Origin of the sequence: Streptomyces sp. NBC_01384 (assembly GCF_045040035.1) — a bacterium.
Taxonomy (GTDB): Bacteria; Actinomycetota; Actinomycetes; order Streptomycetales; family Streptomycetaceae; genus Streptomyces.
In genome coordinates, this window is the sequence record NZ_CP109559.1 from 4409794 (window position 1) to 4429469 (window position 19676).

Here is a 19676-nt window from a genome sequence, read left to right on the forward strand (position 1 = left end):
CGCCCCTGGTGGGTAGTGCCCCTGGGCGTCACATGTCCAGGTGCCTCTTTGCGAAGTTCAGTTCCAGTTTTACCTGCTTGATGCGTTCGTCCACGACCAAGGAGCCGTGGCCGGCGTCGTAGCGGTAGACCTCGTGGACGGCTTCTCGGGCGGCGAGGCGGTCGACGTAGTTCTCAACCTGGCGGATGGGGCAGCGCGGGTCGTTCACGCCGGCGGAGATGTAGACGGGGGCCTTGACCGAGTCGACGTAGGTGAGGGGGGAGGACGCCTCGAAGCGTTCGGGGACCTCCTCGGGGGTGCCGCCGAGGAGGGTGCGGTCCATCGCCTTCAGGGCTTCCATCTCGTCGTGGTACGCCGTCACGTAGTCGGCGACCGGGACGGCGGCGATGCCCAGGGTCCACGCGTCCGGCTGGGTGCCGAGGCCGAGGAGGGTGAGGTAGCCGCCCCAGGAGCCGCCGGTGAGGATCAGACGGTCGGGGTCGGCGAGGCCGGACGTCACCGCCCATTCGCGGACCGCTGCGATGTCCTCGAGTTCGATCAGGCCGACCCGGTGCTTGAGGGCGTCCGTCCACTCTCGGCCGTAGCCGGTGGAGCCGCGGTAGTTGACCCGGACCACCGCGTACCCGTGGTCCACCCAGGCCGCCGGACCCGCCGCGAAGGAGTCGCTGTCGTGCCAGGTCGGGCCGCCGTGGATGTCGAACACCGTGGGGAGAGGGCCCGTGGTGCCTGCCGGTTTCTGCACGAGGGCGTGGATGCGGCCGCCCGGACCCTCGACCCAGACGTCCTCCACCGGGACCGAGCCCGGGGACCTCAGGCCGGGCGCATCGAGGACGATCTCGCCCGTCGTCGAGCGGACCGTCGACGGCTCGGCCGCCGAGGACCACAGGTACTCCACGGTTCCGTCCGGGCGGGCCGTCGCCCCGGAGACCGTGCCCGGCGGCGTCGGCACCCGGACCAGCTCGCGGGACGCCAGGTCGTAGCGCCACAGGTCGCTGCGTGCCTCGAAGCTGTGGGCGATGAGGAGGGCCGAACCGTCGGGGTACCACTCGGCCGCCACGTCGCCCGGAAGGTCCAGGGCCAGGTCCGTCTCCTCCCCCGTCGCCACGTCCCACACCAGCGGCTCCCAACGGCCGCGCCGCTGATGCCCGATGAGCAGCCGGGTGTCCCCGTCGACCGGGGCGAAGCCCAGCACCTCCAGGCCCAGCTCGACCGTGCCGCCCTCGGTGTCGTCGAGCTCCGCGACCGTCGAGCCGTCGGGGCGCAGCACCCTCAGCGCCGAGTGCATCGCGTCGCCGTGCTCGGTGTGCTCGACGGCGATCAGGGAGCCGTCGTGCGAGAGGTCGCCGACGCCGCCCGACTCCCGGTGGCGGTAGATCTCCACGGGGGCCTCTCCGGTTCGGACCACGTGGATCGTCGAGCCCTCCTCGTCCGTCGAGCGGCCCACCACCGCCGTCCGGCCGTCCCGGCCGATGGCCAGGCCCCCGGGGTACGAGGCGTCCAGGCCCGGGGCCGCGGGCTCGTCAACGCCATCAACGCCATCAACGGCTTCCCCGGCGTCGGATCCTGCGAAGCGCTGGCGGCGCCAGATGCCGAACTCGTCGCCGTCCTTGTCGTCGAACCACCAGATCCACTCACCGTCCGGGGAGAGCACCCCGTCCGTCGTACCGTTCGCCCGGTTCGTGACCTGGCGCTGGTGGCCCGTCGCGCGGTCCCACGCGTACAGCTCGTACGTCCCCGTCGCGTTGGAGACGAACAACGAGCGGTGCGGGGCGTCCTCCGCCCAGTCGGGCAGGGACACCCGTGGCGCCCGGAAGCGCTTCTCCCAGTCGGGCATGGCCGCCTGCTGCTGTTCGATGGACCCGTGGCTCTCAGTCATGGCCCCATAGTGCCTGGCCCGACCGACCCCGCGTCGGCGAGGCCCCCAGCCTGTGGATAACTTCGCCGATCGCACCAGGCGGGCGCCAGGAGAGGAACAGGAGAGCAACAGGAGAAGGGCCCCGGCGCCTGGGACCCCGCTCGACACCCGTACCTTTGAAGTCGTGTACCGGTTCCTGCTGACGCCCCGCTGGTGGGGGATCAACGTCTTCGTGCTGTTGGCCATCCCCTTCTGCATCTTCATGGGGTCGTGGCAGTTGAGCCGGTTCGAGGCCCGGGTGCAGGACCACCGCGCGGCCGGTGAGCAGGCCGCGGCGGCCAAGACGGAAGCGGCCCGTCCACTGCGTGAGCTGCTGCCCGTGAACACGGAGACCTCCGGCAAGCAGGCCGTCGCGACCGGCCGGTACGGCAAGCAGCTCCTCGTGCCGGACCGCGAGCTCGACGGCGAGCGCGGGTTCTACGTGCTGACGCTGCTGCGCGTCGACGGCAGTGCCAGGGCGCTGCCCGTCGTCCGGGGCTGGCTGCCCGGTGACGCGGACCCCGCGAAGGCGCCCGCCGTCCCTGGCGGCGAGGTCACCGTCACCGGCGCGCTGCAGGCGTCCGAGGACCCGGGGTCGAACGGCGTCAACGCCGCCGGCGGCCTTCCCGCCGGGCAGACCGGCGCGATCAGCTCGGCGTCGCTGGTGAACCTGGTGCCGTACAAGTTGTACGACGCCTGGATCACCCTCACAAAGGCCGACGGCGCGATGAAGGCGGTGCCCGCGACCGCGCCGCAGAACACCGGCCTGGACCTGAAGGCGTTCCAGAACCTCGGCTACACCGGTGAGTGGTTCGTCTTCGCGGGCTTCGTGGTCTTCATGTGGTTCCGGCTGCTGCGCCGCGAGGCGGAGTTCGCACGGGACGCGGAGCTGGGCCTGGTCCCGGACCACGCCCAAACCGCTCACGCAGAGGGCACCAGCACCGCCGATGCCACTGCCGCAGAAGCCACCACCCCCGATGCCACCGGGGAGGCACCCGGTCAGGACGCCGAGAGCATCCCGGTGCGGTAGACCGTCCCGGCGCACGCGTTGGGCACGGTCGTCGTGACCGCCGCCGCGCCCGTCCCCGCCGTGTACGAGACGTTGACGCTGCCGCCGGCCACTCCGCCGTCCTCCGTGACGAGCTGGGTCGAGGTGCCGGTGCTACCGGTGCCCGTGCCGGTGGCGCCGGTGGTGGCGGCGCCCCCCGTGGTCGTGCTCGGGGTCGGCGAGGGCTGCCCGCTGCTGGTGGTGGTCGGACAGGTCGCCGAGGGCACCCAGGCGAACTTCACGACGTACGAGACCCTCGGCTTCAGCACCAGGGAGGCGACCTCCGTGGTGGGGTCGGGCAGCCCGGTGGCCGCGTCGCCCGCCACATGCGTCACCATGCTGATCTTGCTCGCGTCCGCCGCGCCCTGCGCGAGGGTGCTGACGGTGCCCGCGCCGCTGACCGTACAGCTGGTGGTCGACACGTTCGAGACGGTGAAGGAGCCGTAGACCGTGCCGGTGGCGTCCGGGGTGCCGACGGCGCTGGTGGCCCCGCCGAGCTGCCCCGCCGTACACGCGGGCACGATCGCGGCCGAGGCCGACGGATCGGGGGCGCCGGTCGCCGACCCGGCGCTCGTCCCCTTGCCCTTGCCGGGCGTGCCGATCTGCCCCCGCCTGTCCGTGTTCTTGGAGGTGCCGGAGGCGCCGCCCGTGGCGCTCTCCCCGCCGTCCGGGCCCTTGCCCTGGCTGGTGCCGCCCTGGGCCTGTGAGCTGTTGCCCGCTATGGACGGGTCGGCGTTCTCCCCGGAGGCGTTCGAGACGTGCACGAGGGCCGGGACGGCGGTGCCGAGGAAGAGCGCGGCGGCGGCCATGCCGACGAGGGCCTGGCGCTTGCGGGCCCGTCGGGCGGGCACGGCGCGACGAAGGTGCTCCAGCGTGCCGTCGGGGGGTTCGATCTCCTGGACGGCCTGGTGCAGCAGCCTGCGCAGTGCCAGCTCGTCCGAGCCGAGCCCTTCGGGGCCCAGTGCGTCCGGGGCGAGTACGTCCGGGCCCACTGCGTCCGGGCCCTGCGTGTGGGGGCCGTGTCCGTCGGGGCCGTGGTTCACAATTTCGTTCCCAGCTTGCGATTGCTTGTGCTCGTGCTCGGGGCGCCGCCCGTCCTCATCGGGGCGTCGCCGCTCCTCGTACTCACTCATGCCGGGGCCTCCATGGCGATACGGAGCGCGGCGATACCGCGCGAGCCGTACGCCTTGACCGACCCGAGCGATATCCCCAGGGTCTCGGCGACCTGGGCCTCGGTCATGTCCGCGAAGTAGCGCAGGACGAGGACCTCGCGCTGGCGGCGCTGGAGGCCCTTCATCGCCTTGATCAGGGCGTCGCGCTCCAGCTGGTCGTACGCACCCTCCTCGGCGCTCGCCATGTCGGGCATCGGCTTCGAGAGGAGCTTGAGTCCGAGGATGCGCCGGCGCAGGGCGGAGCGCGAGAGGTTGACGACGGTCTGGCGCAGATACGCGAGCGTCTTCTCGGGGTCACGGACGCGTTTGCGCGCCGAGTGCACCCGGATGAAGGCCTCCTGGACGACGTCCTCGCAGGACGCGGTGTCGTCGAGCAGGAGCGCCGCGAGGCCCAGCAGCGACCGGTAGTGGGCGCGGTAGGTCTCGGTGAGATGGTCGACCGTGGTGCCGGCGGCCATGCTGTCTTCAGCGCCGTCGCGCTGACTCGGTATGCGGGCGGGCCGCGCTGTGGGCATGGGCGCGATCACCGGCATGCCGCCGGGCACGCCGGGGCTGCGGAGTCGTCGGGGTGGACGAAGGAGCGTGCCCCTCGCCTGTACCGCGGTGAATTCGAGTACCTCTGCCACGCCAGTTGGACACGCGTCCCCCCGTCAGGGTTGTACGCGACAGGCATCACATTCGCGTCGGGCATCACACCGGGCGACATCGCGTCAGGCAGCACACCGGGCGAAGCGCCCGTTCCCACGCACACCACGACCCCCATCGGGACACGTGCCGGAACGCCCGCCGACGCGCCCCGCAGCGCGCCCGACCGTGCATTGAATGCCCTCATGCGTACAGCTCATCCCCTATGCCCCATATGCCGTGCCGCCCCCGGGCACCCCTTCAGGGCGACCGCAAAGACGCTCCCCGCCCTCCGCGCGGTTGCGGAGGGCGGGGAGAAAATCTTCGAACGCCGAGCGGGTCCTGATCAAGTGGTCCGGACCATTATTCCAGCCACATGACTGACACGGATCTTATAAACGAATCCTGCTACGACCATGGAGTTTTTGCGCTCCCGAACGCCCCGGCGGGGAACTTACCGGCCAGGTCACGCCAGTCGCGGGAACCGAACGGCGAGTCAGTAGAGCTCCGCGGCCACCAGTTCCGCGATCTGTGCCGTGTTGAGGGCGGCGCCCTTGCGGAGGTTGTCGCCGCAGACGAAGAGTTCGAGGGCGGTGGGGTCGTCCAGTGCGCGGCGGACGCGGCCCACCCAGGTGGGGTCGGTGCCCACGACGTCGGCGGGGGTGGGGAACTCGCCGGCGGCCGGGTCGTCGAAGAGGACGACCCCTGGGGCGGTGGCCAGGATCTCGCGGGCCTTGGCGACCGTCACCCGGCCCTCGAAGCGGGCGTGGACGGTGAGGGAGTGGGTGGTGACGACCGGGACGCGGACGCAGGTCACCGCCACCGGCAGGTGCGGCAGCCCGAGGATCTTGCGGGACTCGTCCCGTACCTTCATCTCCTCCGAGGACCAGCCGTCCTCGCGCAGCGATCCGGCCCACGGGACGACGTTCAGCGCCACCGGCTCCGGGAACGGGCCCGTGTTGTCGCCCACGGCCCGGCGTACGTCACCGGGGCTGGTCCCCAGTTCCGTACCGGCCACCAGGGACAGCTGCTGGCGCAGGGTCTCCACGCCGGCGCGCCCGGCGCCGCTCACCGCCTGGTACGAGGAGACCACCAGCTCGCGCAGGCCGAACTCGGCGTGCAGCGCGCCGAGCGCCACGATCATGGAGAGGGTGGTGCAGTTCGGGTTGGAGATGATCCCGCGCGGGCGCATGCGCGCGGCGTGCGGATTGACCTCGGGGACGACCAGGGGCACGTCCGGTTCCATCCGGAAGGCGCCCGAGTTGTCGACGACGATCACGCCCTTGGCCGCGGCGATCGGCGCCCACTGCGCGGCCACCTCGTCGGGGACGTCGAACATCGCGACGTCGACCCCGTCGAAGGCGGCCTCGCAGAGCGCCATCACCTCGACCTCCTCGCCGCGCACGGCCAGCTTGCGGCCGGCCGAGCGCGGGGAGGCGAGCAGACGGATCTCGCCCCAGATGTCCGCGTGCTGGGACAGGATCTGGAGCATGACCGTGCCAACGGCCCCGGTCGCACCCACGACCGCGAGCGTCGGACGTCCAGGGCGTCCAGGGCGTCCAGGGCGGTTTCCAGGGTTTCCAGGGTTTCCAGCCGGTCGCCCGGTGCGTTCGGCCATCAGCGGCCAGTGCCTCCGTAGACGACGGCCTCGTCGCTGTCGGAGTCGAGTCCGAACGCGGTGTGCACGGCGCGCACGGCCTCCGGCACGTCGTCCGCGCGGGTGACGACCGAGATACGGATCTCGGAGGTCGAGATCAGCTCGATGTTCACGCCCGCGTCGGACAGCGCCTCGAAGAAGCCGGCCGTGACACCCGGGTTGGTCTTCATGCCCGCGCCGACCAGCGAGATCTTGCCGATCTGGTCGTCGTAGCGCAGCGAGTCGAAGCCGATCACGGCCTTCGCCTTCTCCAGGGCGTCGATGGCCTTGCGGCCCTCGGTCTTGGGGAGGGTGAAGGAGATGTCCGTGAGGCCCGTGGCGGCGGCGGACACGTTCTGCACGACCATGTCGATGTTGATCTCGGCATCGGCGATGGCGCGGAAGATCGAGGCGGCCTCGCCCGGCTTGTCCGGGACGCCTACGACCGTGACCTTGGCCTCGGAGGTGTCGTGAGCGACACCGGAGATGATGGCCTGCTCCACCTTCTGGTCCCCTTGCTGAGTCTGCCGAATCGGCGCGTTGCTGACCCAGGTGCCCTGGAGTCCACTGAAGGACGAGCGCACATGGATCGGGATGTTGTAGCGGCGGGCGTACTCCACACAGCGGTGGAGCAGCACCTTGGAGCCGGAGGCGGCGAGCTCCAGCATGTCCTCGAAGGCGATCCAGTCGATCTTCTTCGCCTTCTTCACCACCCGCGGGTCGGCGGTGAACACGCCGTCCACGTCGGTGTAGATCTCGCAGACCTCGGCGTCCAGCGCCGCGGCGAGCGCGACGGCCGTGGTGTCGGACCCGCCGCGCCCGAGCGTGGTGATGTCCTTCTTGTCCTGCGAGACGCCCTGGAACCCGGCGACGATGGCGATGTTGCCCTCGTCGAGGGCCGTACGGATACGGCCGGGCGTGACGTCGATGATCCGCGCTTTGTTGTGGACCGAGTCGGTGATGACACCTGCCTGGCTACCGGTGAACGACTGGGCGCTGTGGCCCAGGTTTTTGATCGCCATCGCCAGCAGGGCCATGGAGATCCGCTCTCCGGCGGTCAGCAGCATGTCGAACTCTCGTCCGCTGGGCATCGGAGATACCTGCTCGGCGAGATCGATCAGCTCGTCCGTCGTGTCGCCCATCGCGGAAACGACCACGACCACCTGGTGGCCGTTCTTCTTCGCTTCCACGATTCGCTTGGCGACGCGCTTGATGCCCTCGGCATCGGCTACGGAGGAGCCTCCGTACTTCTGCACGACAAGGCCCACGTGCGCTCCTCGCTCAATCCGTCTCTGCACCGCACAACTGCGGTCGGCTCAGTCTAACGAGCGGCCGGATTTCCCTTCCGAAGTATCGCATCGTGAGATGTCCCGCTCACGACGTGATCACTCCGGACCGTCAGGTCCACCGAAGCCGGCGAGGTTCCTCCGGCCGCTCGGAGCGGCACCTGCCCGCGCTCGTACCCCGTCACTCCGAAACGTGCCCTGTGTCACACGAGGTCACACGAGGTCATATGAGGTGTCCCACGAGCCCGCCGTGACTTAACTCTCAAGCACTGAGGTTCGGCCGTGCGCGTACTCCTGGTGGAAGACGATCAGCCGGTCGCCGAGTCCCTGCGGCGCGGACTGCTGCGCTACGGCTTCGCGGTCGAGTGGGTGAGGACCGGCCACGCGGCGCCGGCCCAGGAAAGATCCCGACGCCCACGGCACCGGCCACGACGAGGGTGGAGGCGGTGATGACGGCGGCACGCTTGCGTATCTGGCGCTTCATGAGAGCTCCAGTGCGGTGGGGGTGCTCCGCTTGCTGCGGGAGCGACTCCAGCCTCTCTTCACGCCGGTTAGGGGCCGTCCAGCGGACGTGCAGGGCTGATCCGACTCCCGCCCAACTCACGCTGTGCGAGGGTGTGGTGACGGCGACACAAGGGGGCCGGGAGAGCAAGGGGTGGCGATGGCAGGCGAGTTGATGCTGGGCGGCATCGTGCTGCTGGGGTCCTGTGTGCAGTGGCTGACGGGCATGGGCTTCGCGCTCGTCGCCGTCCCCGCGCTGGTGCTGCTGCTCGGCCCGGCCGAGGGTGTCGTCCTCGCGAACTGCGCCGCCGGTGCCATCAGCGTCGTGGGGCTGGCGAGCGGGTGGCGGCGGGTACGGCCGCGCGCCATGGTGCCGCTGTGCGCGGCGGCGGCACTCACCGTGCCGGCGGGCAGTTGGCTGGCTCGACGGCTGCCCCAGCCCGCGCTGTTGGTGTTCATGGGTGCGCTGGTGACGATGGCCGTGGTCGTGGTCATGCGGGGCACCCGGCTGCCCGCCCTGCGCGGCACCCGGGGCGCGGTGGCCGCGGGGGCGGCGGGCGGCTTCATGAACTCCGCGGCCGGGGTGGGCGGACCGCCGGTTTCCCTCTACGCCCTCAACGCGGGGTGGACGGTACGGGAGTTCGTGCCGAACGCGCAGTTCTACGGGGTGGTGGTGAACACCTTCTCGGTCGCCGCGAACGGGTTCCCGCACCTCGGCCCGCCGCGCTGGGCGCTGGTGGTGACGGGGATGGCGGTGGGGGCCACGATCGGGTCGGTGCTCGCGGGGCGGGTACCGGAGCGGCGGGCCCGGGCGCTGGTGCTGGTGCTGGCCCTGACGGGTGGGGTGACGACTCTGGGGAAGGGGCTGTGGGGGTGGTGACCACCCTCGCCGAACCGACCGGAGAGGTGCCGGTTACGGTGCCGGTTGCCGGTTACGGGTACCGGTTGCCGGTTGCCGGTTGCGGTGCCGACCGGGACAACGGTCGTGAGGAGGGATTCCGGTGGTGGGCGCGAAGGGGCAGCTGCGCCGATGGTGGCCGGTGGCGGCCGCGGTCACGGTGGCGTTGGCCGGTGTACTGCTACTGGCGAGCCAGATCCGCCGGCTCCAGGCCGGTCACGAGGAATTGGCCGCACTGCGTGACCATGGGCGGCACACGTCGGCGCGCGCGTCCGTGTCCACCGTCTGCTCCAACGGGCGGGACATCCACTGCGCCACGTCCTCGGTGTGGCTCGACTTCACCGACTCCTCCGGCGAACCCGTCGGCGAGCCGGAAGAGGCGATCGACGGCTCCCTCTACGTCCCCCCTGGCCCCCGGGACAGCGAGAACCGGGTGGCGACGACCGTCGTCTATGACCCGCGGTACCCGGAACGGGCGCAGGCCTTGGGGGCCCTGGACCAGGGCGTCCTCGATCTGGCGACCCGCCAGTGGATCCCGCTGACCATCGCGCTCGTTCTCCTCGGTGCGGGTATCGCCGGGGGCATCGCCGCATGGCCGGAGCGTGTGGAGCGCGCGCGGAGCTGAGTGCGGCCCGGGCGGCACGGCGCTGAAGGAGACCCGGGCGGCACGGCGCTGAAAGAGGCCCGGACGGCACGGCGCGGAGGCCGACTTCCGCGCCATGCCCGTCGATCCGGCCGCGGCGGGCTGCCGCTACTTGACCCTCACTTGGCCCTCGGAAGCCCCAGCGGCCCCGCGATCTCCTCCACCATCACCCTGCCCGCCTCCTCCGCGAGGACTTCCTCGCCGAGGTCCTGGTCGGTGTCGAGGCCGTTGAGGTCGTCCAGGGGCTGGTTCAGACGGACGTGCGCGACCACGGACTGGAGGGCGCGCAGGGCGGCCGAGGCGGTGGAGCCCCAGTTCGAGAAGTACGAGAACTGCCACCACCACAGGGCCTCGGTGGTGCGGCCCGCGCGGTAGTGGGCCATGCCGTGACGCAGGTCGGTGATGACATCCGCGAGGTCGTCCGAGATGCGGCAGGCCACCGGGGCCTTGCGCGGCTCGTACGGGTCGAACATCTCGGAGTAGACGTCGACCGGGTCCAGCATGGTCGCCAGGCGCTCGCGCAGCTCGTCGACGTCCGGCTCCGGGCCGAGGTCCGGCTCGTAGCGCTCGTCGGGGACGATGTCCTCGTGCGCGCCGAGGCGGCCGCCGGCCAGCAGCAGCTGGGAGACCTCCAGGAGGAGGAAGGGCACGGCCGAGTCCGGCTCGTCACCCTTGGCCACCTCGGTGACGGCGACCAGGAAGCTCTCTACCTGGTCCGCGATCTGGACCACGAAGTCGTCGGGGTCCTGGCTGGTCGCGTGCAGCGTGGCGTCAGACATCTAGGAGTCGTCTCCCCTCGAAGGCGCGGCCGAGCGTGACCTCGTCCGCGTATTCCAGGTCGCCACCCACCGGGAGGCCGCTGGCCAGGCGGGTGACCTTGAGGCCCATGGGCTTGATCATGCGGGCGAGGTACGTGGCCGTGGCCTCGCCTTCCAGGTTCGGGTCCGTGGCGAGGATCAGTTCCGTGACCGTGCCGTCGGCGAGACGGGCGAGGAGTTCCCTTATACGGAGGTCGTCCGGGCCCACGCCCTCGATCGGGCTGATCGCACCGCCGAGCACGTGGTACTTCCCGCGGAACTCACGGGTCCGCTCGACCGCGACGACGTCCTTCGGCTCCTCGACCACGCAGATGACGGTCAGATCCCGGCGCGGGTCGCGGCAGATGTTGCACAGCTCCTCCTGCGCCACGTTGCCGCAGGTCGCGCAGAAGCGGACCTTCGCCTTGACCTCCATGAGGGCCTGCGCGAGCCGACGGACGTCCGTCGGCTCGGCCTGCAGGATGTGGAAGGCGATCCGCTGCGCGCTCTTGGGACCGACGCCGGGCAGCCGCCCCAACTCGTCGATGAGGTCCTGGACCACGCCTTCGTACACGGACTGCCGCCCTTCCTGGAATCTTTCAGTACGTACGGTAGTTGGCCGCCGCCGGTCTTAGAAAGGCAGGCCGGGGATGCCGCTGCCGCCACCGAGGCCCTGGGCGAGCGGGCCGAGCTTCTGCTGCTGGAGCGCCTGCGCGTTCTCGTTCGCCGCCTGGACCGCCGCGACGACCAGATCGGCGAGGGTCTCGGTGTCCTCGGGGTCCACGGCCTTGGGGTCGATGACCAGGGCGCGCAGCTCGCCGGAACCCGTCACCGTGGCCTTCACCAGACCGCCGCCCGCCTGGCCTTCCACCTCGGTGCGCGCGAGTTCCTCCTGCGCGTTGGCGAGATCCTGCTGCATCTTCTGGGCCTGCTGGAGCAGCTGCTGCATGTTGGGCTGGCCACCACCGGGAATCACGATCAGCTCCTGGTTCGTACGGCTGTCTGGACGGGTTTTCCCGTTCAGCACGAGCCTACGTGGTCGGGTGGGCCGTCGCCCAAGCACTCTTTCGAGTGAGATGACCTGCAAGCCTATACCTGATCAAGACCCTCTTCTGGGCGGAAAACCGGCGAAACCCGGGCCATCGCCACCCATTGGGCGGTAGGAAGGGGGCGGCACTTCGGTACCACGTGTCACGAGATCTCACACAGCGTCACCGTGTCAGTAGCTCGTCACCATCCGTCGTCGTTCTTTGCCAGTCTTTGTTGTTCTTCGTCATCCTTCTTCTTCCTTCGTCATTCTTCTTCGTCCTTCGCCAGTAGGGAGTGCCGGGTGAGCCAGCCGGAGATGCAGCCCGAGGGGCCGCCCCAGGACGGGCGGGACGACGGGGCCGCGGGACCCCGGCCGGGTGATCTGACCGGTCGGCCGTTTCCGCTCGGGGACTGGGGGGAGCCCGCGGAACGGCTCCATGAGCTGTACCGGTGGGTGGAGCGGGGGGCGCTCGACACGGCGTCCTGGTATCTCGCGGACCGGGTGGGGAAGCGGTGGGGGGCACGGGTGCTGCGGGGTGGGGCGGCGGCGGGTGCGGTGGCCGGGGCCGCGCTTCCCCTGCTGGACCTCACCGGGGTGGTCGGCGGGGTCGCCCCCTGGGGGTACCTCGCGCTGCTGCTCGGGGTCGCGTGTGTGGCCGGGGACCGGTTCTTCGGGGTGACCTCCGGGTGGATAAGGGACGTGGCGACCGCGCAGGCCGTGCAGCGGCGGCTTCAGGTGTTGCAGTTCGACTGGGCGTCGGAGAGCGCGCGGGAGGTGTTGGGGCCGACGGAGGGGACCGCCGGTGAGGCGGCGGAGCGGTGTCTTGGGGTGTTGCGGAGGTTCTCCGAGGACGTGACGGAGTTGGTGCGGGCCGAGACCGTGGACTGGATGGTGGAGTTCCGGACGGGGCCGGCGCCGCTGGGGATCCAGTCGTCGCCGGCCGGGTCGCCCCGGCCGGAGGGCAACTCGCACGGGCGGTTGCCGTTACCGCCGGGGACGCGGCCGAACATGCCCCGGCAGCGCCCGCCGGAGCCGAGGTAGCGTTCCCGTCCCATCCATCCTGAACCTGGGGTTCCGCCCCGGACCCGGGGTGGCCGGTCAGCCGGTGCCGCAGATTTTCAGGCCCGGCGTCAGCCGGTCTTCGTGTACGTCAGCGCCTCGCCCGAGTCCGTGTTCACCCGGCGCAGCCGCCCGTCGGACTGGAGAGTGACCTCGGAGGCGGCGCCCGGGGTGCAGGAGGAGGCCGGTTCGCCGCTGCTGACGTCGGAGGGGCCGATCTCCAGGGGGCCGTCGGCGCCGGGGGCGGCGGTCAGCTTGGCCCGGAAGACACAGTGGTACGTGCCGCTGCCGGCCGGCCCGTCCGCGACGAGGGAGAGGACCGCGTCGCCCACCTTGCCCTGCTGGATGGTCAGTTGGCGGGTGTTGTGGCCCGTCGCGTTGTCGATGGAGGCGTCCCAGGTGCCGAGGAACGCCTCCGGGACCGTGCCGCTCGGGGACGCCTGCGGGGAGGATGAATCGGAAGCGGAGGACGAGGAGGACGGGGACGGGTCGGATGTCGTCGGGCCCCGCGTCGTGGGCGCACTGGCGGTCGAGGACGCCTTCGCGTCGTCGGTGCCCTTGCCGCCGCCGCCCTGCATCAGCGCGTAGACGGAACCGCCCGCGCCGAGCGCGACGACCAGCGCCACGACGACCAGCGCGGCGGTGGAGCGGCCGCTTCTGCGCGGCGGCTCGGGTTCGGGGGCGCCCGCGGGACCGTACGGCGGTGTGGGCACCCCCGGTTCGTACGGCGGCGTCGAACCGTACGGCCCCGGAGCGCCCCAGCCGCTGTGCTGCGGATAGCCGTACGCGGGCGGCGGGCCCGCGGGGCTGGGGTGCTGCTGGGGGTAGCCGTACGCGGGGTGCGCGGCGGGCGGTGCGGCCGGCGGGGGTGCCTGGCCGACGCCCCCGATCATCGTGGGGAGGTGGTCCGGGGAGGCCGGCTCTCCCGGCGGGGGCGGGGTGGGGGCGTGTTCCGGGGAGACCTCGGGGACGGACGGCAGGACGGGCGCGGACCAGGCCGGGGAGGGGGGCCCGGAAAGGTCCGGGGCTGAGGCCGGGGTGGCGGGCGGGAGTACGGCAGAGGGCTCGTCCGGGTTCTCCGTGTCCAGCAACCGCACCGCGTGCCGGCCCAGTTGGGCCACCAGCGCGCTCGGCAGCCACGGGTCGCGGGAGCGCCCGTCCGCGACGGTGTCCTCCGCGCCGGTGCGCTCCAGGATCTCGTCGAGGCTGGGACGGGCGGCGGGGTCCTTGCGCAGACAGCGCCGTACGAGGTCGGCGAGGCCCTCCGGTACGCCCTCCAGGTTCGGATCCTCCTGCGCGATGCGGAACATCATCGCGTGCACCCCGCTGCCCGCCGCCCCGAACGGCAGGGCGCCCGTGGCGGCGTACGAGAGGACCGAGCCCAGACAGAAGACGTCACACGCGGGCGTGACGCGGTCGCCGCGGACCTGTTCGGGGGCCATGAATCCGGGCGAGCCGACGAGTGCGCCGGTGCGGGTGAGACCGCCGTCGGTGACGGTCTCCAGGGCGCGCGCGATCCCGAAGTCGATGACGCGCGGGCCGTCGATCGTCACGAGCACGTTGGAGGGCTTGAGGTCGCGGTGGATGAGCCCGGCGGCGTGGATGTCCTTGAGGGCGTGGGCGAGGCCGGCCGCGAGGATACGGACGGACCGTTCCGGGAGCGCACCGTGGTCGTGGCCCACGACGGTCTGGAGGGACGGTCCGGCGACGTAACCGGTGGCCACCCACGGAATGGCGGCGTCCGTGTCCGCGTCGAGCACGGGTGCGGTCCAGTGCCCGCCGACCCTGCGCGCGGCCTGCACCTCCTGCCGGAAGCGTGCCCTGAACTCCTCCTGCGCGGCGAGTTCCTTGCGCACCAGCTTGACGGCGACGGTACGGCCCCGGTCGGAGCGGGCCAGATAGACGTGCCCCATGCCGCCGGCGCCGAGCCGTGCGAGCAGTCGGTACACCCCGATCCGCTGCGGATCCCCGGCCCCCAGCTTCTCCATCGTCGCGCCGCCTTCCCCCGTACGTGTGGCAACAGCCTGAGGATAGTGCGGGCGTACGGGGAGGTGGGTGAGGCGGTCTCTACGGTTCCGTAACAGCGTCTGCCGTGTTCGTGACGTCCGTCGCGGCGACGGCGGCGTGGCCGGCTGCGGTCGGGGAGAGCGGTTCGGCGCGGCGGTGCTTGTGTCAGCGCGCCGGCCGCGCTGTCCATATCCTGCTCGTCGTGGCCAAGCCCGACAGACTGTCGTGGAAAGGCCCCGAGCACAGACAGGACGCCGATATCGCGTCCCCTCCGTGGACATTTACGCTTCGGCGCATGACCCCTCAGCCCAACCCCCAGGCCGGCGCCGCCGTGAAGGCCGCGGACCGTGCGCACGTGTTCCACTCCTGGTCCGCGCAGGAGCTCATCGACCCGCTCGCCGTCGCCGGCGCGGAGGGGTCGTACTTCTGGGACTACGAAGGCAAGCGGTATCTGGACTTCACCAGCGGGCTCGTCTTCACCAACATCGGCTACCAGCACCCGAAGGTCGTCGCCGCGATCCAGGAGCAGGCCGCGACGCTGTCCACGTTCGCGCCCGCGTTCGCCGTGGAGGCGCGTTCGGAGGCGGCGCGGCTGATCGCCGAGCGGACCCCGGGCGACCTGGACAAGATCTTCTTCACCAACGGTGGCGCGGAGGCCGTGGAGAACGCCACGCGCATGGCCCGCTTGCACACCGGCCGCCCGAAGGTGCTCTCCACGTACCGCTCGTACCACGGTGCCACTTCCACCGCGATCAACCTCACCGGTGACCCGCGGCGCTGGCCGAACGACAGCGGTGCGGCGGGTGTCGTCCACTTCTGGGCGCCGTTCCTGTACCGCTCCCCCTTCCACTCCGACAGTGAGCAGCAGGAGTGCGAGCGAGCGCTGCAGCACCTGGAGGACACGATCGTCTTCGAGGGGCCGGGGACCGTCGCGGCCATCATCCTGGAGACGATTCCGGGGACGGCGGGCATCATGACGCCGCCTCCGGGCTATCTCGCCGGGGTGCGGGCGCTCTGCGACCAGTACGGGATCGTCTTCATCCTGGACGAGGTCATGGCGGGGTTCGGGCGTACGGGAAAGTGGTTCGCGGCGGACCACTACGACGTGACGCCGGACCTGATGACCTTCGCGAAGGGCGTGAACTCGGGGTACGTCCCGCTGGGCGGCGTCGCCATCTCCGCGGCGATCGCGGAGACCTTCGCCCGGCGGCCCTACCCCGGGGGGCTCACGTACTCCGGGCATCCGCTGGCCTGTGCCGCCGCCGTCGCCACCATCAACGTGATGGAGGAGGAGGGCATCGTCGAGCAGGCCGCGCGGATCGGGGAGACGGTGCTCGGACCCGGGCTGCGGGAGCTCGCCTCCCGGCATCCCAGTGTCGGTGAGGTGCGCGGTACGGGAGTCTTCTGGGCGCTGGAGCTGGTCAGGGACCAGGAGACTCGGGAGCCGCTGGTGCCGTACAACGCCGCCGGTGAGGCCAACGCGCCGATGGCCGCGTTCGGCGCCGCCGCCAAGTCGCGGGGGCTGTGGCCGTTCATCAACATGAACCGCACCCATGTCGTGCCGCCGTGCAACATCAGCGAGGCCGAGGCCAAGGAGGGCCTCGCGGCCCTGGACGAGGCGCTGTCGGTGGCGGACGAGCACACTGTGTGACACCGCGGGAGTCTCCGCCCCTGGTTCCCCGCGCCCCCGAAGGGGGCGGCGGGGGCGAGGAAAAGGGTTTGGGAACCCCAACGCGTAAGGTGACGTGCTCATAGAAGAAGCACAAGCGCACGCCTGCGACGTGCGCCCGTACGCGATGGGGAAGCGAGACACCATGCCCGGCACCGGCGGCAATGGCGCCGTAACCCGCAGCACCCTGCGGCAGCAGATCGCGGACGCGCTCCGCGACGAGGTGCTGGCCGGCCGGCTCCAGCCGGGGCAGGAGTTCACGGTGAAGGAGATCGCCGAGCAGTACGGCGTCTCCGCGACCCCGGTCCGTGAGGCCCTGGTCGACCTGTCGGCCCAGGGCCTCCTGGAGGCGGACCAGCACCGCGGCTTCCGCGTGCACAAGTACTCGACGGACGACTACCGCAGCATGATCGAGGCCAGGAGTCTCGTCACCGACGGGATGTTCCGCAGTCTCACCGCCGGTGGCATGGCACAGGCCGACGAACCGCGCACCCTCGCCGCTCTCGCCGGCGTCCGCCGCCGCGGCGAGGAGGCCCAGCGCGCCGCCACCGCCGGCGACCTGAACATCCTCATCGGCTACGACCTCCGCTTCTGGCGCGAGCTGAGCACCCTCTTCGGCAACCCCTACCTCGCCGACTTCCTGCACCGCCTGCGCGTCCAGTCGTGGGTGTGCACGGTGCAGCACCTGCGCCGGGTGGAGGATCTGAAGGGCCACCTGTGGGCGGGGCACACGGAGCTCGTGGACGCGCTGGCCCGCCGCGACCCGTACGCGGCGCACGCGATCGTCGCCGCGTACAACGCGCACTCCCTCGCGCTCATCGAGCGCCTGGCCACCGGATGAGCGCGACGCTCCCCGCGGACGTCATAGAGGGCATGTCGGCCCTTGCCATCGATCTCACGGTCGTCGTTCCCGCCTACAACGAAGAGCGACGACTCGCCCCCTCCCTCGACGCCATCGTCACGCACCTGCGCGAGAACGAGAGCCGCTTCGGTGAGTGGCAAGTCATCGTCGTGGACGACGGGTCCACGGACGGGACGCGGGACGTCGTCAGCGCCGTCACCGCCCGTGAGCCCCGCGTCCACCTCGTCACCAGCCCCCGCAACCGCGGCAAGGGCCACGCCCTGCGCCTGGGCGTGCTCACCTCGTACGGCAGTCGCATCCTGGTCACGGACGCCGATCTCGCCGCGCCGATCGACGAGCTGGAGCTGCTCGACAAGGCGCTCGCGGAGGGGCACTCGGCCGCGATCGGGTCCCGTGCGACACCCGGCGCGACCATAGAGACACGTCAGCACCGGCTGCGGGAATTCCTCGGCCGCGCGGGCAACTTCCTCATACGGCGGGTCGCGGTGCCCGGCATACGCGACACCCAGTGCGGGTTCAAACTCTTCGACGGGGACCGGGCGCGGGAGGCGTTCGGTGCGGCGCGGCTCAACGGGTGGGGGATCGACGTCGAGGTGCTGCAGCACTTCCGGCGGGCCGGGTGGCCCGTCGCCGAGGTTCCGGTCCGCTGGTCCCATCAGCCCGGCTCGAAGGTACGGCCCCTCGACTACGGCCGCGTCCTCGCCGAACTGACCCTCCTCAAGGCCCGCTCCGTCCGGCCCGCCGACCTCCTCGCCGCCGCCCTCTTCCTCCTCATGGCGGTCGTCCTCTACTCCGGCCGCTGGGCGGACCCGAACGGCCGCTACCTCCCGGACTCGCTGCAGGACCAGAACCAGTGGGAGTGGTTCTTCGCGGTCACGGCGGACAGCGTCCGCCATCTCCACAACCCGCTCTTCAGCACCCTCCAGGGCTTCCCGGACGGCGTGAACCTCATGGCCAACACGGTCATGCTGGGCCTGTCCGTCCCCTTCGCGCCCATCACCCTGGCCTTCGGCCCCGCGATCGCCCTGAGTCTCGTCATGACGCTGGGGCTGGCCGCGACCGGCGCCGCCTGGTACTGGCTGATCGCCAAGCGGGTCGTACGGCACCGGGGCGCGGCCTTCGTCGGGGCCGCGCTGGCCGCCTTCGCTCCCCCGATGGTCAGCCACGCCAACGCGCACCCGAACTTCATGGTCCTGTTCATGGTCCCGCTCATCCTCGACCGTGCACTGCGCCTGTGCACCGGCGCGCGGGTCGTGCGGAACGGGATCGTGCTCGGGCTGATGGTGACGTACCAGATCTTCCTCGGCGAGGAGCCCCTGCTGCTCGCGTCGATCGGGATGGTGCTCTTCGCGGTCGGGTACGGGCTCGTGCGCCGGGACATGGCCAAGGCCTCCTGGCGTCCCCTCCTCAGGGGGATCGCGATCGCCGGCGCGGTGTGCCTGCCGTTCGTCGCCTTCCCCCTCTACTGGCAGTTCGCCGGGCCGCAGAGCTACAAGAGCGTGCTGCACGGCGACAACGCGGGCAACAGTCCCCTCGCTCTCCTCTCCTTCGCCGAGCGCTCGCTCATCGCCGGGAACGCTGCGAACGCGAACGCGCTCTCCCTCAACCCCACCGAACAGAACGCCTTCTACGGGTGGCCGCTGGTCGCGTTCGCCTTCGCGGTCGTCATACGGCTGTGGGAGCGGGCCGTCGTGAAGGCGCTCGCGTTCACCGCGATCGCCGCGGCCTTCCTCTCCCTCGGGCCGAAGTTCCGGCTTCCGATGACCAGCACCGTGCTGCCGGGGCCCTGGGCGCTGGTGTCCGACAAGCCGCTCTTCGAGTCCGTCATCGAGGGGCGGGTCGCGATGGTCTGCGCGCCCGCGCTGGGCATCCTGGTGGCCCTGGCGATCGAGGCGCTGCTGCGGTCGCGCAGTGCCGCCACGCAGTACTTCGGCGCGCTGGCCGTGGCCGCCGCGCTGCTTCCCCTCGTGCCCGCGCCGCTGAAGACGGTGGACCGGGTGCCGGTGCCCGCGTTCTTCACCGACGGGACCTGGAAGACGTATGTCGGCAAGGGCGAGTCCCTGGTGCCGGTGCCGCTGCCGGACCCGGGTGAGGCGGAGGCGCTGCACTGGCAGACCGCCGCGCACCTCGGCTTCGCACTGCCCGGCGGCTACTACAACGGCCCGTACGGCGAGGACCACATCGGCATCTACGGCGCCTCGCCCCGCTACACCTCCGACATGCTGCGCGACGTACGGTATACGGGCGTCGTACCCGTGATCGGCAAGAACTGGCAGGCGCAGGCCCGGATCGACTTCGCGTACTGGAAGGCGGGCGCGCTGGTGCTGGTTCCGCAGGACAACCAGGACAAGCTGCGGGAGACCGTGGACAAGCTGGTGGGCCACTCCGGTCAGTGGGTGCACGGGGTGTGGGTATGGGATCTGCACGAGGGGCGCTGAGGACGGGCCCCACCCATTACGCTTCCCTGACCTACGCTTCCCGACCACCGTGCTCCCCCCGGGAGCCACTCCCCGACCACCATGCTTCCCCAGGAGCTAGAGGAGCCGTCTG

16 protein-coding genes and 1 pseudogene are annotated in these 19676 nt (G+C 71.2%); 8 read left to right on the top strand and 9 right to left on the bottom strand.

Annotation, left to right across the window (positions count from 1 at the left end; genetic code table 11):
• Window positions 1-28: 28 nt before the first annotated feature.
• Window positions 29-1876: a S9 family peptidase gene (locus OG747_RS20115; protein WP_405880715.1), complete on the bottom strand. Its 1848-nt coding sequence runs from the start codon at window positions 1874-1876 to the stop codon at window positions 29-31.
• A gap of 163 nt (window positions 1877-2039) precedes the next feature.
• Between OG747_RS20115 and OG747_RS20120 the strand changes: the two genes are divergently transcribed.
• Window positions 2040-2924 (top strand): SURF1 family protein, encoded by an 885-nt coding sequence (locus tag OG747_RS20120; RefSeq protein WP_405880716.1) that lies wholly within the window; start codon window positions 2040-2042, stop codon window positions 2922-2924.
• Here OG747_RS20120 and OG747_RS20125 read toward each other — a convergent pair.
• The 4 genes from OG747_RS20125 to OG747_RS20140 form a co-directional block, all read right to left on the bottom strand.
• The gene (locus OG747_RS20125; RefSeq protein WP_405880717.1) at window positions 2894-4075 is read right to left on the bottom strand and encodes a hypothetical protein; all 1182 of its coding nucleotides are present in this window, start codon (window positions 4073-4075) and stop codon (window positions 2894-2896) included. The two genes, OG747_RS20120 and OG747_RS20125, sit on opposite strands and share 31 nt — an antisense overlap.
• Complete coding sequence (locus OG747_RS20130; RefSeq protein ID WP_405885607.1) at window positions 4072-4647, bottom strand: SigE family RNA polymerase sigma factor; 576 nt, start codon at window positions 4645-4647, stop codon at window positions 4072-4074. Before OG747_RS20130 ends, OG747_RS20125 begins: the two co-directional genes overlap by 4 nt.
• A 587-nt stretch (window positions 4648-5234) precedes the next feature.
• The gene (locus OG747_RS20135) at window positions 5235-6356 is read right to left on the bottom strand and encodes an aspartate-semialdehyde dehydrogenase (protein ID WP_405880718.1); all 1122 of its coding nucleotides are present in this window, start codon (window positions 6354-6356) and stop codon (window positions 5235-5237) included.
• Window positions 6356-7642, bottom strand: a complete 1287-nt coding sequence (locus tag OG747_RS20140; RefSeq protein WP_405880719.1) for an aspartate kinase — start codon at window positions 7640-7642, stop codon at window positions 6356-6358. The genes OG747_RS20135 and OG747_RS20140 overlap by 1 nt, the downstream gene beginning before the upstream one ends.
• Window positions 7643-7942: 300 nt before the next feature.
• Between OG747_RS20140 and OG747_RS20145 the strand changes: the two are divergent.
• The 3 genes and pseudogenes from OG747_RS20145 to OG747_RS20155 form a co-directional block, all read left to right on the top strand.
• Window positions 7943-8050: pseudogene (locus tag OG747_RS20145) on the top strand (DNA-binding response regulator); the annotation flags it as partial.
• Between the two features lie 271 nt (window positions 8051-8321).
• Window positions 8322-9041, top strand: a complete 720-nt coding sequence (locus tag OG747_RS20150) for a sulfite exporter TauE/SafE family protein (protein WP_405880720.1) — start codon at window positions 8322-8324, stop codon at window positions 9039-9041.
• A gap of 121 nt (window positions 9042-9162) precedes the next feature.
• Window positions 9163-9684, top strand: a complete 522-nt coding sequence (locus tag OG747_RS20155) for a hypothetical protein (protein ID WP_405880721.1) — start codon at window positions 9163-9165, stop codon at window positions 9682-9684.
• Window positions 9685-9821: 137 nt separating this feature from the next.
• Here the strand turns inward: OG747_RS20155 and OG747_RS20160 are convergent, their stop codons facing one another.
• Genes OG747_RS20160 through OG747_RS20170 form a run of 3 tightly spaced genes read right to left on the bottom strand, consistent with a single transcriptional unit; the run spans window position 9822 to window position 11475 of the window.
• Window positions 9822-10481, bottom strand: a complete 660-nt coding sequence (locus tag OG747_RS20160; RefSeq protein WP_405880722.1) for a DUF5063 domain-containing protein — start codon at window positions 10479-10481, stop codon at window positions 9822-9824.
• The gene (gene recR, locus OG747_RS20165) at window positions 10474-11073 is read right to left on the bottom strand and encodes a recombination mediator RecR (protein WP_100596382.1); all 600 of its coding nucleotides are present in this window, start codon (window positions 11071-11073) and stop codon (window positions 10474-10476) included. Before recR ends, OG747_RS20160 begins: the two co-directional genes overlap by 8 nt.
• Before the next feature lie 57 nt (window positions 11074-11130).
• On the bottom strand, window positions 11131-11475 hold the full coding sequence (locus OG747_RS20170) for a YbaB/EbfC family nucleoid-associated protein (RefSeq protein WP_266457444.1): 345 nt from the start codon (window positions 11473-11475) through the stop codon (window positions 11131-11133).
• Between the two features lie 354 nt (window positions 11476-11829).
• Between OG747_RS20170 and OG747_RS20175 the strand changes: the two genes are divergently transcribed.
• Window positions 11830-12570, top strand: a complete 741-nt coding sequence (locus tag OG747_RS20175) for an SLATT domain-containing protein (protein ID WP_405880723.1) — start codon at window positions 11830-11832, stop codon at window positions 12568-12570.
• An 89-nt stretch (window positions 12571-12659) separates the two neighbouring features.
• On the opposite strand, the gene OG747_RS20180 is transcribed toward OG747_RS20175, so the two are convergent.
• Window positions 12660-14576: a protein kinase domain-containing protein gene (locus OG747_RS20180; protein WP_405880724.1), complete on the bottom strand. Its 1917-nt coding sequence runs from the start codon at window positions 14574-14576 to the stop codon at window positions 12660-12662.
• A gap of 314 nt (window positions 14577-14890) precedes the next feature.
• Between OG747_RS20180 and OG747_RS20185 the strand changes: the two genes are divergently transcribed.
• The 3 genes from OG747_RS20185 to OG747_RS20195 all read left to right on the top strand — a co-directional run bounded on the left by OG747_RS20185 (window position 14891) and on the right by OG747_RS20195 (window position 19564).
• Window positions 14891-16246: an aspartate aminotransferase family protein gene (locus tag OG747_RS20185; protein WP_405880725.1), complete on the top strand. Its 1356-nt coding sequence runs from the start codon at window positions 14891-14893 to the stop codon at window positions 16244-16246.
• A 163-nt stretch (window positions 16247-16409) separates the two neighbouring features.
• Complete coding sequence (locus tag OG747_RS20190; protein ID WP_405885608.1) at window positions 16410-17105, top strand: GntR family transcriptional regulator; 696 nt, start codon at window positions 16410-16412, stop codon at window positions 17103-17105.
• On the top strand, window positions 17102-19564 hold the full coding sequence (locus tag OG747_RS20195) for a dolichyl-phosphate beta-glucosyltransferase (protein WP_405880726.1): 2463 nt from the start codon (window positions 17102-17104) through the stop codon (window positions 19562-19564). The genes OG747_RS20190 and OG747_RS20195 overlap by 4 nt, the downstream gene beginning before the upstream one ends.
• Window positions 19565-19676 lie beyond the last annotated feature (112 nt).

Coding starts and splice junctions, on each gene's coding strand:
- OG747_RS20115 (WP_405880715.1), bottom strand. CDS start 1,876: ATGACTGAGAGCCACGGGTCCATCGAACAGCAGCAGGCGGCCATGCCC.
- OG747_RS20125 (WP_405880717.1), bottom strand. CDS start 4,075: ATGAGTGAGTACGAGGAGCGGCGACGCCCCGATGAGGACGGGCGGCGC.
- OG747_RS20130 (WP_405885607.1), bottom strand. CDS start 4,647: ATGCCGGTGATCGCGCCCATGCCCACAGCGCGGCCCGCCCGCATACCG.
- OG747_RS20135 (WP_405880718.1), bottom strand. CDS start 6,356: ATGGCCGAACGCACCGGGCGACCGGCTGGAAACCCTGGAAACCCTGGA.
- OG747_RS20150 (WP_405880720.1), top strand. CDS start 8,322: ATGGCAGGCGAGTTGATGCTGGGCGGCATCGTGCTGCTGGGGTCCTGT.
- OG747_RS20160 (WP_405880722.1), bottom strand. CDS start 10,481: ATGTCTGACGCCACGCTGCACGCGACCAGCCAGGACCCCGACGACTTC.
- OG747_RS20180 (WP_405880724.1), bottom strand. CDS start 14,576: ATGGAGAAGCTGGGGGCCGGGGATCCGCAGCGGATCGGGGTGTACCGA.
- OG747_RS20185 (WP_405880725.1), top strand. CDS start 14,891: ATGACCCCTCAGCCCAACCCCCAGGCCGGCGCCGCCGTGAAGGCCGCG.
- OG747_RS20190 (WP_405885608.1), top strand. CDS start 16,410: ATGCCCGGCACCGGCGGCAATGGCGCCGTAACCCGCAGCACCCTGCGG.
- OG747_RS20195 (WP_405880726.1), top strand. CDS start 17,102: ATGAGCGCGACGCTCCCCGCGGACGTCATAGAGGGCATGTCGGCCCTT.